11 protein-coding genes are annotated in these 13,582 nt (G+C 26.6%); 2 read left to right on the top strand and 9 right to left on the bottom strand.

What is annotated here, in order from left to right; all coding sequences use genetic code 11:
* Window positions 1–112 precede the first annotated feature (112 nt).
* Entirely contained in the window at window positions 113–1,417 is a 1,305-nt protein-coding gene (locus I2A75_RS03010) for an ABC transporter substrate-binding protein (protein WP_243241967.1), read from the bottom strand.
* A 31-nt stretch (window positions 1,418–1,448) separates the two neighbouring features.
* Window positions 1,449–2,675, bottom strand: coding sequence for a response regulator (locus tag I2A75_RS03005; RefSeq protein WP_195262987.1), 1,227 nt, complete (start codon window positions 2,673–2,675; stop codon window positions 1,449–1,451).
* A gap of 129 nt (window positions 2,676–2,804) precedes the next feature.
* Here I2A75_RS03005 and I2A75_RS03000 point away from each other — a divergent pair, with 129 nt between their 5' ends.
* Window positions 2,805–4,571, top strand: a complete 1,767-nt coding sequence (locus I2A75_RS03000; RefSeq protein ID WP_195262986.1) for a sensor histidine kinase — start codon at window positions 2,805–2,807, stop codon at window positions 4,569–4,571.
* A gap of 77 nt (window positions 4,572–4,648) precedes the next feature.
* Here the strand turns inward: I2A75_RS03000 and I2A75_RS02995 are convergent, their stop codons facing one another.
* The 4 genes from I2A75_RS02995 to I2A75_RS02980 all read right to left on the bottom strand — a co-directional run bounded on the left by I2A75_RS02995 (window position 4,649) and on the right by I2A75_RS02980 (window position 9,173).
* Window positions 4,649–6,841, bottom strand: a complete 2,193-nt coding sequence (locus I2A75_RS02995) for an alpha-galactosidase (protein ID WP_195262985.1) — start codon at window positions 6,839–6,841, stop codon at window positions 4,649–4,651.
* Window positions 6,842–7,064: 223 nt separating this feature from the next.
* On the bottom strand, window positions 7,065–7,595 hold the full coding sequence (locus I2A75_RS02990) for a DUF1836 domain-containing protein (protein WP_195262984.1): 531 nt from the start codon (window positions 7,593–7,595) through the stop codon (window positions 7,065–7,067).
* Window positions 7,596–7,617: 22 nt separating this feature from the next.
* Complete coding sequence (locus tag I2A75_RS02985) at window positions 7,618–8,469, bottom strand: DegV family protein (protein WP_195262983.1); 852 nt, start codon at window positions 8,467–8,469, stop codon at window positions 7,618–7,620.
* Window positions 8,470–8,711: 242 nt separating this feature from the next.
* A complete protein-coding gene (locus tag I2A75_RS02980) occupies window positions 8,712–9,173 on the bottom strand; it encodes a L,D-transpeptidase (protein ID WP_347707747.1) in 462 nt (153 codons plus the stop codon).
* 534 nt (window positions 9,174–9,707) lie between these two features.
* Between I2A75_RS02980 and I2A75_RS02975 the strand changes: the two genes are divergently transcribed.
* Window positions 9,708–10,256: a 50S ribosomal protein L25 gene (locus I2A75_RS02975; RefSeq protein WP_195262981.1), complete on the top strand. Its 549-nt coding sequence runs from the start codon at window positions 9,708–9,710 to the stop codon at window positions 10,254–10,256.
* A gap of 123 nt (window positions 10,257–10,379) precedes the next feature.
* Here the strand turns inward: I2A75_RS02975 and rpsD are convergent, their stop codons facing one another.
* From rpsD to I2A75_RS02960, 3 genes are all read right to left on the bottom strand, one after another.
* Window positions 10,380–10,973 (bottom strand): 30S ribosomal protein S4, encoded by a 594-nt coding sequence (gene rpsD, locus I2A75_RS02970; protein WP_195262980.1) that lies wholly within the window; start codon window positions 10,971–10,973, stop codon window positions 10,380–10,382.
* A 240-nt stretch (window positions 10,974–11,213) separates the two neighbouring features.
* Entirely contained in the window at window positions 11,214–11,864 is a 651-nt protein-coding gene (locus tag I2A75_RS02965; protein WP_195262979.1) for a bifunctional 4-hydroxy-2-oxoglutarate aldolase/2-dehydro-3-deoxy-phosphogluconate aldolase, read from the bottom strand.
* Between the two features lie 170 nt (window positions 11,865–12,034).
* Window positions 12,035–13,474 (bottom strand): 6-phospho-beta-glucosidase, encoded by a 1,440-nt coding sequence (locus I2A75_RS02960; RefSeq protein WP_195262978.1) that lies wholly within the window; start codon window positions 13,472–13,474, stop codon window positions 12,035–12,037.
* Window positions 13,475–13,582: the final 108 nt, after the last annotated feature.

Raw genomic sequence — 13,582 nt, 5'->3', positions numbered from 1 at the left:
TAAATCAATTATTATTATAAATACTTAGTAATTTAAATTGATTTATTATTATCCATACTTCCTATTTTTTTAATAAAAGTAGACATATGTAAATATAATTAATATACTATCTTTAATCATTGCTTTCAGATTTTCTCTCCAACTCATTCCATTTGTTATTCATTTGATCCCTTAAGTTTTCTATATCTGAACTTGTAATATACTCTTGAACAAAAGAATAATCTAATCCTGATAATCTTCTTAAAGTTTCATACCATTCCCGAATCTTTCTATCTTCTTCTGTTTGATTTTTTATAGTATCACCATGTATATCTATTGGAATATTATATGCTTCCAACTCTTTTATTAAATCCCTGTTTCTCAAGTTTTCTTTCAAAGGAGATAATATATTTACCGCATTTGCATAACGATCTTCTTCAAATAAAAACTTTAGGAATGCTTTTGATAACTCTGGGTATTTTGTGTTTTTAGCAACTCCGATCTTATAATCTCCATAAACTTTTATGTATTTACTATCTGGTAATGGAAACATGCCTATATCATCCATATTCATTCCTATATCTTCTAGTTGATATTTAAAATCTGAATTCCAAAATATCATAGCTACTTTTCCATTTTTAATGTCTACCTTACTTTGTTCCCATTCATAATTTAGTAAATTGTCTTCACAATAATTATTTTGATAGATGTTTCTTACAAAATTTAAAGCTCTAAAAATCCCGCTATTGTCACTTAAAATATCCTCATTATTTAAGATTATATTTTTTTCAAGTTTCACATCGAATAAATATGGTGCTACATCTATCCAAGTATTCATAGTCCAAACTTGCTTATAGTTTAATGCAATTGGGATTATTTTATTATCTTTTATAGCTTTACATAAATTTAAAAATTCTTCATTAGTCTTTGGGAGTTCATTTATGTTTAATTTTTTAAATACGCTTTTATTATATATAATTCCGTTCCATGAAATTGATGTAGTTAAGTTGTAAAGCTTACCATCGCTACCAATACCGGTGCTATAATTATATATATTATCTTCTGTGAATCCTAAATCATCCAAATCCAAAAAAAACTGAGAATATTCACTTGCTTTTATAGCACTAGGGATTAAAGTTACATCTGGCAGTTCTTGAACCATAGCTCTTCTTTGAAGAATCTCTTCTGCATCTCCTATTAATTCTAAGTTCACCTTAACCTTTGGATGCTCTTCCTCAAACTCTGATATTAAAGTTTTAAGTTCTTCTTTTTTATCAATTCTATTACTAACAAATGTTATTTCTCCCGCTAATTCTTTATTCTCATTTTTTAAAATATTCCCTTCAGCTTTATCTTCTTTAATAATTTTAACTCCAAAAAAAGTAGTTATAATAGCCATGATTACCATGATAGAAATCTTTATTTTTTTATTTTTCATTGACCTAACCTCTTTCATAAAATAATGGATTCTAATTATTTCTAAAGCTATTTGGTGTATATCCTGTTACTTTTTTAAAAGCCCTTCCAAAAGTTATTGCATCATTATACCCTACCCTTACTGCTATCTCATAAACTTTTAAATTTGTTGTTACCAATAATTCTTTTGCAATCTTTATCCTGTATTCAGTTAAAAATTCATAAAATCCTTCTCCAACTTCTTTTTTAAATAATTCAGATAGATAATTTTGGCTTAAAAAAACCTCATCTGCTACCTCCTTAAGAGATATATTTTTATTAAAATTATTTATTATGTATTGCTTAGCAAGTTTTATAACAGTTAAATTTGTATTAATATTACTCTCTTCTTCAATAACTTTATTTTCATCTGATAATTTTAATAAATATTTTCTTGCTTTACTTTCATAATATATTGTATTTCTAATTTTTCTAAACCTTATTGATTGGTCCTTTAACTTATATAATTCATCAGTTTGCTCCATTATATAGACATTTATATTTTTCTCTACAAATATTTTCACCTCATTTTCAATGTAATTGTTTACTCCTTCATCAAAAGCACTTTTAGTGATATCTAAATAAAACACTATATATGAGTTTCCTTCAAAATTAAAATATATATATTCAATATAGATACATCTAGTAACAATATTTTTTATATATTTTTTCAATAATTCTTTTTGTTTTTTTGCATTCTCGACTATAATAAGCTTGTACATATAATTTTCATTAAGCTGTATATCTTCTAAAAAGGACTTATCGCTTCTATAATTCCATTCAGAATTTGAAAATAATATATGTCTAAAAAAATCTTTTTTTAATATCTCTATTGATTTATTAAATATATTATCTTGCTTTGTATTCTCTTTAATTTTAACTTCTGCTTCAGAGATTACTTTTTTTAATTCATCTTGTTTAATAGGCTTTAATAAGTAATTAAACGCTCCAAATTTCATAGTATCTCTTACATAAGTAAATTCATCATATCCACTTAGCACAATAAATAATGGAGGATTGTCTATCTCTCTTACTGATTTTTCTATTAACTCACTTCCAGTCATTATAGGCATTTTTATATCAGTTATAACTAAATCTATTTTATTATTTCTTAGATATTCGAATGCTACTAATCCATTCTGAAATTCTGATAAAACTTCATACTCTGGAAATAGCCTATTAATTATTTTCTTTAATCCTAATCTAATAATTTTATCATCATCTACTATCAATATCTTCATCTTTACACCTACTATTGAATATTTTTTCAGTTCATTATATATTTATTATATATTAAATGTTTACATTTTAGAAGAATTATACTTTAATAAAATAAAATATATACTTTTTAAAGAAGTTAGGTGTAAATTATGTTTTCTTATAAAAATTTATCTATAAAAAAGTTAACTCTAATTATTTTTACTTGTCTTTATTTAATCTTTTTACTTGTTACTACTTTTAATTTATATTCTTATTCAAAGTATGAATTTAACAAAACTGAAAAATTAATAAAAAACTTCAATATTAGCTTTAGTAACCAAATAGAAGAAAAAATAAACACTATTTCTGATGTTTCTAAATATCCTTTACTTATACCAGAAATAAGTACGTTGCATCAGACATTGAGAGATACTGAAAATTTTCAAATATCACATTATAACTACTTAAAATATCTTTGTGAAATGATGCTAATTCAAAATAATTATATAAGTGGAGCTTATATTTATGATTTAAAAGGCATGGGTGCATTTGCAAGCAGAAACAGTTCTCACTATAAACTTATAAATCCACTTAATGAAAATTGGTTTCAAGAAAGTTTAAGTTCATCTTCTGCTACTTCAATTTTTGCAAATATTAATTCTAGTAGTATTTTCGATATAGACTATTCAAAAGGTAAAAATCTTATACTTCTTACACGAAAAATAATAGATATTAATACAAACCAAATTACAGGGATGCTTTTAGTTACTTTATCAACTGAAGAGTTTAATAATATATTAAACTATGATTTACCATTTAATAATGAAGCTATCTCAATTTATAGTTCTAGTGGTGATTTAATTCTATCAACAAATAAAGAAGAATCAGAATTCAACTATTTTGACAAAGTAAATTTTAATAGTTCTGAGCCGTCAATAAATTATATATATGAAGATGCACCTTATGTTATTTGTTCTAATCCAGTTAATATTTCAAATTGGATAGTAATTAATAAAATACCAAAGAAAGATGCATTTAAACTAGATAATTTATACATTATCTTTTTAATTACTAACATACTATTTTTTCTAATTTCATCAATAATACTGTATCTATTCTTTACAAAAAGAATTTTTAATCCAATACAGTATCTTATAAACAATATGTCTTCAAACTCTATAGAAAATAATTTAAATAAAAACTTTAGATATGATAAAGATGATGAGATTGGTAAACTTGTTAATTCGTATAATGACATGAAAGGTCGTATTAATAGTTTAATAAATATAAACTATAAGAATCAAATAGAGCAAAAGGAATTAGAGCTTCGCCAGCTTCAAAATCAAATCAATCCTCATTTTATATATAACACTTTAGAATCAATTCATATGATGGCGGAAATTAATGATGATTTAGAAACCTCAACTATGGCAGAATACTTTGGTTCAATAATAAGATATAGCATGAATAGAAAAATTAATACAGTAAAGCTAAATCAAGAAATGGAAATAATAGATAATTATATTTACTTACAAAAAATAAGATTTGATCAGCTTTTTACAATAGAAAATATTATCCCCGAAGAATTACTCAATTGTGAAATAATTAAGATGATAATTCAACCACTAATTGAAAATGCTATTTACCACGGATTAAGTAAATGTGATAGTAATGGGAAAATAATAATTCAAGGTCATCATATAGATAATAATTTATTATTAACAATATCTGATAATGGCATAGGCATTGAAGATGAAAATTTGAAGGATTTAAATGATTATATTAATGATAAAAATAATAAATTCAGTAGCATAGCATTAAGAAATATAAATCGTAGACTAAAACTTAATTATGGGAAAGACTACGGACTTGAAATATTTAGCGTATATGGCAAGGGTACCTCAATGGTACTAACATTACCTTATATAATAAAATAAATAAAAATTCCACAGTATAAACATCTTATTTTTACACTGTGGAATTTATTATAGTTAACTTATATACTATATTTTCACTACTTTACAAGTTTTAAATGAATTAATTTACCTTTGAAATCTCCATGTAAATTAGTTAAATTAATTCCAGCATTCATTAATGCTCCACCAGAAATAATTTTTCCAGTTTCTTCACTTTTATAGAATCTATCTTCTAGTAATCCTTTTAATTTTATTCTTCTGCTATGGTAATTTGGTCTTCCAAAAACTTGCACACAAGTTACTAAAACTTCACTCTTATCTTTAGAAACTACTGACCAAGAATCAAAAGAATTATTTTCAGAAAAGTTTTCTATTCTATAATAGTCACCAGTTCTTACTAAGTCATTATACTTGTGATACATTTCTATTTGTTTTGGGATCATATCTCTATCTTCTTGTGGGATTCTTGTTACATCAAGCTCGTATCCAAAAGTACCAGCCAAAGCTACATAGCCTCTAGTTTCAAAAGGTGTAGTTCTTCCAACTGTATGATTTGGACAATCACTAACATGCGCACCTATAGCTGAAAGTGGATATACCATAGCTGTTCCCTCTTGTATTTTCAATCTTTCAATTGCATCAGTATCATCTGAACACCAAATTTGAGGACTATAATAAAGCATTCCAGGATCAAACCTTGCCCCTCCACCAGAACAGTTTTCTAATAAAATATGTGGAAAATCTTTAGTTAATCTATCCATCATATCATATACTGCCAAAACATATCTATGGAATAATTCTCCTTGGTTTTCTGACTTTAATCCAAGGCTTCCCAAGTCTGTTAGTTGCCTATTCATATCCCATTTCACATAAGTTATATTTGCACTAGATAAAACTTCTTTTATACTATTATATATATAATCTACTATTTCTTTTCTTGATAAATCTAATACATATTGTTCCCTACATAATGCAGGCTCACGACCTGGTATCTTAATACACCAATCTGGATGTTTTCTAAATAGCTCTGAGTCTCCTGATATCATTTCTGGTTCAACCCATATTCCAAACTCCATACCAAGTTTGTTCACTTCATCAACTAAATTTTTAAGCCCGCCATTTATTTTGTTTTCATTTACAAACCAATCTCCTAATGATGAATTATCAGCATTACGCTTCCCAAACCAGCCGTCATCCATAACAAGCATTTCTATTCCTAACTTAGATGCTTCTTTTGCAATAGATAACAGTTTTTCTGTATTAAAATCAAAATAAGTTGCTTCCCAATTGTTTATTAATATTGGGCGCTTTTTATCTTTATATTCGCCTCTTATTAAATGATTCCTATATAGATCATGGAAGGTTCTTGTCATCTTTCCTATACCTTCATTTGAATAAACCATAACTACTTCAGGTGCTGTAAATTCTTCATTCTTATTTAATATCCAATTAAAACCTTCTGGATTTATTCCCATTACAACTCTAGTTGTATTAAATTGGCATCCTTCAATTTGTGAAAAGAAATTTCCTGAATAAACAAAATTAAATCCATATACATTTCCATAATCATCTGTTGCTTTGCTATCTAATAATGCTATAAATGGATTATCTTGATGACTTGATTCTCCTCTTATAGTTGATACAACTTGTTTTCCATAACCAATTTTCTTTCTTTGTACATGCCTTTCTCTAGCCCAAGATCCATGAAGTGATATCATATCATAATCCATACCATCAAAATCAATGCAGGTAGATAATACCTTTGTTAAATTAATTTCACCTTCACTTAGGTTTTTAACTTTTACACTTCTTGTAATAACATCTAAATTCTCAAAAGTAGTATAAACAAGTACAACTTGTAAATCTAAATATGTATCTACACAAGTTATTTCAAGGCTTGTACACTCATTTTCATTTCCAAATGTAGCAGGTAACCCTTTAAGCTCTCTTTTCCCTTTATAAATTTCATGTGATTTATATTCAAGCTTTACTTCTGAATGTCCATTCTTATCCTTAACCCTTATTGATGATTCTCTAAAGTCTCCGATTCCATGAGTTGAGTATTCAAAAGGGAAACTATCATAAAAGGATACTCTATCTCTATTATTTTTAGATGGAATATATGGTGGCTCTTCAATCCTCATCAAATAGTTTATATCTTCATCAATTACTTTTTTACCAAAATAAACATGTCCTAAAAATTTTTCTTCATCTACAATAGAAATAATATACGATGTATCTTTTGAGTCAAGCTTAAATACATTATACTTTTCTATAAATCTAATACCCATATTCTATACCTCCATATATAATATAAATTTACTTTCAACTTAATTATAACGTTTACTTAAAAATATCATAAATATTAATCATGTTCAATACTATTTAAAAATCAAATAATATTTGCAGTAACATCTTATATATTGTTTATATTATAAAAGCACAGTATCAATTTATATAATCAATTTAATTATATAAATTAATACTGTACCTTTAAATCATTTTTATTAAATTCTATTTATCTTTTACTTCATGTTTAATATACTTTTGTATATATATCTTATTAGCAAAAGCCATTACCATTGATCTTACTATCTCAGATTCAATTGTAACTTTCCTTGCTGAACTTGGCTCTGAAAAATCTCTTGTAGTAAATACTGATTTTAGCGCCTTTTCAAGTTCTACACAAAAAAAGTCATACGCCTCCTCTATAGGGCAAGTATCTATTTGCTTTGTAATTAAATAACATATTTCTTGTAATGTAAATACTTGCTTTAATGTGCAAACTATAATTAAGTAAGCTAAATGTTTTTCATCATATCTTTTATCTTTTGGAGGATAAACTACCTTTTGTTTCACATAATTATTAAGCATCGTAGGTGTTAATAATTTTTCTTCATTATTAATATTTATTTCTTTTAATACATCTTCTATATATACAATGACTTGGTCCTTATATAAAGAAACTTTTGGCAGTTCATTAAACCTTGGGCAATGAAACTCTAAAATATTTCTATGAACTCCACACTTATTCCCTTTACCCATACTGCCTCTCCTATTTTTATAATTATTTTAATAAATCATGTTTTTTTATTACTTGTATCGCAACACATCCTGGTCCACCTTGAGTAGTAAATGCAGGACTTAACAACTTAATTTCTATATCTGCATCTTTAATGTCTTCTAATATAATTTCTTTAGTCTCGTTTGCTAAATCTTCTTTGCAAGCATGAGAAATATAAATCTTATAATTAAAATCAATATTTTTCTCTAAAAATACTTCAGTTATCTTTTTAACTGCTTTTTTATATGTACGCTTAGTAGTAAACTTTTCAAGAGATTTACAGTCCTCTGAAAGAGTCATAACTGGTACTAATTTAATGGCACTTCCAATCTTACCAACTATAGATGACACTCTTCCCCCTCTTACTAAAAAGTCAAAGTCATGAGGAATTAAAAATGAAGTTGATGTTTCAATAAATTTATTTAATTCATTTACTATTTCACTTCTTGTGTATCCAGCTTCTACAAGCTTAACAGCCAAGTCAACTAAATATCTATGTGGTCCACATAAAGTCTTTGAGTTAATTACATCTATACGCTCTGGATTATTATCCATATTTCTTGCCATAAATGCTGAATTATATGTACCTGATAAACCATCTGCCATTGAAATATTTATTATTTCATCTTCTGGATATTTACTATATAAATCCAATACATATCCAATAGATGGCTGTGAAGATTTAGGAATATGACCTTCGTTAATAATATCAATAAACTCTTTCGTGTCTATATCTTCATACTCCCTATATGTTTTGTTATTAATGCTAACTGAAAGAGGTGCAATATCAATATTATTAGCTTGTCCCTCTTTTATAGAATAAAGTGTAGATGAGTCTGATACAATTTTTATCATCTTTTTTTCTCCAATTTCGTATTTTAATCTAAAATATGTAGTTTTAAAAACTATTTGTTTCAGATTATCATACTAAGTAATCGATGTCAATGATAATATATAAACATTTTGAGAAGTTTTTTTCTATTAATATAATTTATTCTAAAGCACTAAAAGCAATTTAATTTAGGAAACTTCAATCGAAGTTTCCCTCATACATTCTAAATTATATATTGCAATCTTCCATCCATATGCCATATATTTTACGTAATATAAACTTTAGTCCCTTCAGGAATATTATCATATATCCATTTTGCATTTTCCTTAGCCAATCTTACACATCCATCTGATAAAGCCATTCCAAGCCTTCCATCTCTTACACTACCATCTAAATTATAAATTATTGAGTGAAATGAATAATTTCCTTTAAACTGTGTATAATACCAACATTTATATCCTTTCTCAACTCCAAAATACAATCCTTTAATCCCTATACTAAATGTTCCCTTTGGTGTTGGAGTAGCCTTTTTTCCAATAGTACATATATAGCTATGAATAAGATTCCATTTATTTGTTGATCCTTGGAATATGTTGACTTTAAACTTTTTAGTATCTACCCATATAAAATATTTAGTTGGACTAGAAAAACTACCGGAATTAACAAATGCAATGGCACTATCACTATAATCTTCTCCTCTACTTATTATAGAAAAAATTTTATTAATTATTTTCAAAATACTATCTCCCAAATAAATACTTTCTAATTATACTATTCAGATAGAATTAATTGATGAAAATAAATATATATTTTTTTATAATTATTTATCATACTACCCATTAACCATTCATTTGACATTCTATAGTAGTTAATATAATGAATCATTTTTATTCTGATATAAAAAATTATGATATATTTCCCACTTTAATAATAAATTTATCTTTTTATAAACTTGTCATAATATTCTATACTTTCCTTTAATACTTCCTTATTATATTAATGTTTTATTGTCAAAGACTTACTTTCTTACCTTTGCTTTTATTTAACTTATTAAGTAAACTCATCATAATAACTTAAAGGAGGATGATGCATATGTGGGGCTTTGGAATTAAGCTCTAGGTGTGGTTATTTAAATATCTCATATTATGAGTATCTTCACCTTAACTTTATAGAGCTTAATAAACCAACTATATTTTTTAATTATATAAATTATTAATTAGAACAGATATATTATATAAAGTTAATGAAAGAGGTATTTATTATGTCAAATTTAGCATTTAAAGTATATGAAAGAAATATAAAAACAAATCAAAGTAAACTTAGAAAAACTGGGCAAATTCCTGGAGTAATATATGGAGAATTCCTTGATCATACTATTCCAATAAAAATGTGTAATGCAGAACTTAGAAGAATGCTTAGAAAAAATAATAGCGGATCTATTATAGAAGTTGAATTAGATAATAAAAAATTCAATTGCGTAGTTAAAGATGTTCAGAAAAATAATCTACATGAAATTTTGCATGTAGATTTTCAATATATTAAACCAAATGAAGTTATAAAAATGAGAATTCCTATAAAAATTACTGGGCAAGAAACTCTAGAGTCTAGGAGATTAACATTAGAAACTCATAACTTATTTATTGATTTACAAGGAAATGTTGAAAAAATTCCAGAATCTATTGAAATAAATGTTTCTAGTATGAATGCTGATGATAAAGTATTAATCAAGGATATTGTTATTCCAGAGGATATAACAATTTTAACTGACCCTAAAACTCTATTAGCTGTTGTAAGTAGTCAATATATTTAATTCAATTTTATTTTTAATATCTATAGAAAGAAAAAGCTATACACTGCACTGTATAGCTTTTTCCATGGCAAAATATACTTTAATTTTAAGAAGTTATGAACCTTATACTCTTAGCTAGAATAATTATCTAGAGTAGAACTCAACTATTAGATTTTCATTTATTTGTATTGGTATTTCTTCTCTTAATGGATATCTAGTGTATACAGCCTTAAATTCTTCTAAGTTAGAATCTATGTAAGGTAAAGTATTTACATGTCCATTTATGTTTGCAAGATAATTTGGAGATTTCCTTGCCTTTTCTGTTAAAGAAATCTCTGTGCCTGGGTCTACCTTATATGATGGAATATCAATCTTCTTTCCATTAACTAATATATGTCCATGATTAACCATTTGTCTTGCAGCTCTTATAGAATTAGCAAATCCCATTCTATATACAAGATTGTCTAATCTTGATTCTAATCTTATTAATAAAGCTTCCCCAGTTGTTCCTTCTTTTGTTTTAAAAGCATCTTCAACATATTTTTTAAATTGCTTTTCTAAAACTCCATAGTAAGCTCTTAATCTTTGCTTTTCTAATAGTCTTACACCATATTCTGATAATTTTTTGTCTGATCTACTTGTTCCCTTTACAGCTCTATTCATAGCTTTAGGATGTCCGGAAACATTTAAGCCAAGTCTTCTACACTGTTTAAATCTTGGGCCTCTTTCTCTAGCCATGGTTTCCCTCCTCTTTAAAATTAAATTATGTTGATATAATATCACACCTTTTCAGTAATTGAAAATCATTATCATTTAGTTTAAGCTTATTATCTTAGTTTATTTTTAAATTCCTTAATATTTCTCGCTAATTGATAATCTTTCTCATCGATATTATACCATAGCTCTATTTTCAATTTTATCTTATCCATCACTATAAATATTATTCTGCAAATCTAATTCTATATTTCTTTATTTATATTAATTTTTAGCTATTTTCATTATTTCTATAGCATGATTAGTTAATGTTTCAAAATCTCCTGAGTTTACCATATCTTTATTAGTTATATAATTACTAATTCCAGCACCTACAAATCCTAATTTTAAAAATTCTCCTAAGTTTTCTGGAGTGACACCAGCTGCTGCTATAAATTTAACATTATTTATTGGCCCTAATATATCTTTAACATATTTTAATCCTAAAGTACCTGCTGGGAACAGTTTTACAAAATCTGCACCAGCCTTATGAGCAGATAAAATCTCAGTTGGAGTCATAGCACCTGGTATAGTTACTAATCCTAATTCATTTGCTAGCTTTATTATTTCTGAATCTGAATTTGGAGATAAAATATATTCTGCTCCTGAATTTTTTGCAGCCTTAACTTGTTCAGTTGTAATAACTGTTCCTGCTCCAAACTTAACTTTGCCACTAAATTTAGAATTTAATTCTTTAAGTGCTTCTGAAGTTTTTTCTATACACTTTTCGTCACCTTGATCAAATGTTACTTCTACTAGCTTAACTCCACCTTCATACAACGACTCTACTAGTTGAACTAGCTTTTCTCCATAAATCCCTCTGCAAATTGCAATTATTTTATTTTCTTCAATAAAATTGATTATATTTTTTTTCATTTTGTACACCTTCTAAATATATTTTTCTATTGTTTATCTTATTATAACACTATTTTTATTAATTTAATTTAAATGTCTTTATAAACCTATTATATTATATATCAAATTTAATTAAATTAAAAAGAGCTTGAAATTAAATCCAAACTCTTTTAATAAATTATTAGCCTATATTAAAGCTCATCACCATTACTATCTATAACTTTTTTATACCAGTCAAAGCTCTTCTTTTTTCTTCTTTCTAATGTTCCATTTCCTTCGTTATCTTTATCTACATATATAAATCCATAACGTTTTTTCATTTCCCCAGTTGAAGCAGAAACTATATCTATACATCCCCATGGTGTATATCCTATTAAATCAACACCATCTTTAATAGCTTCTTTCATTGCTTTAACATGTTCTCTTAAATATTCAATTCTGTAATCATCATTTATAGATCCATCTTCTTCTACTTTATCAACAGCACCTAAACCATTTTCTACAATAAATAAAGGCTTTTGATATCTATCATATAAAGAGTTACAAGTTATTCTAAGACCTAATGGATCTATTTGCCATCCCCATTCTGAAATTTTTAAGTTAGGATTTCTAACAGTTTTAAAAACATTCCCTGCAGTTTGGCCTTTTAGCACTTCTGGATCTGAACTTGCACATCTGCTTGAATAATAACTGAATCCAATAAAATCTACTGTATTGTTTTTTAATATTTCTTCATCATTTTCTCCAAACTCTATTTCAATTCCATTTTCTCTTAAAAATCTTTTTGCATATCCAGGATATTCCCCTCTTGATTGCACATCAATAAAGAATAAATTTTCCCTATCCTTTGCTTTTGCTAATAATACATCTTCTGGATTGCATGAGTAAGGATAAAACTCTCCTGCTGCAAGCATACATCCTACCATTGAACCTGGCATTATTTCATGTGCCATTTTTGTAGCTAATGCACTTGCTATAAGTTCATGATGAGCTGATTGATATTTTATTTGAAGTTCATTATCACCTTCTTCAAATCTAACTCCTGCTCCCATAAAAGGTAAATGTAATATCATATTGATTTCGTTAAATGTCATCCAGTATTTAACCTTATCTTTGTATCTTGTAAATATAGCTTCACAATAATTTAAGTAAAAATCAATAAACTTTCTGTTTTTCCATCCACCAAACTCTTCAATAATTCCAATTGGTGTATCAAAATGACAAATTGTAACTACTGGCTCAATTCCATACTTAATCATTTCATCAAACATTGAATCATAAAATTTTAATCCCTCTTCATTTGGAATAGTTTCATCTCCATTTGGGAAAATTCTTGACCATGCAATTGATACTCTTAAGCATTTAAATCCCATTTCTGCAAATAATGCTATATCTTCTTTATATCTATGATAAAAGTCTATAGCTTCATGTGAAGGATAATATTCATTTTCTAATGGTCTTAAAACATCTATTTTCCCTTCCATAACTTTACGTCTATTTGCTCCTGCTGGACAAAGATCAACAGTTGTTAAGCCTCTTCCACCTTCTTTATATCCACCTTCACATTGGTTTGCAGCTAAAGCTCCTCCCCATAAAAAGTTTTCTGGAAATCTATTGAAATCTTTAGTCATAACTAATTCCTCCTCTATTTTTTAAGGAAGTATCTATAAATTCTTCTTTAGATACTTCCTTATATTTTCATAAGTTTTAAATTTAATTGTTTTCTAGTTATTAAATAA

The sequence above is a fragment of the Clostridium sp. 1001275B_160808_H3 genome, from assembly GCF_015550425.1.
Taxonomy (GTDB): Bacteria; Bacillota; Clostridia; order Clostridiales; family Clostridiaceae; genus Clostridium.
This window is presented reverse-complemented; position numbering and strand designations above follow the sequence as displayed.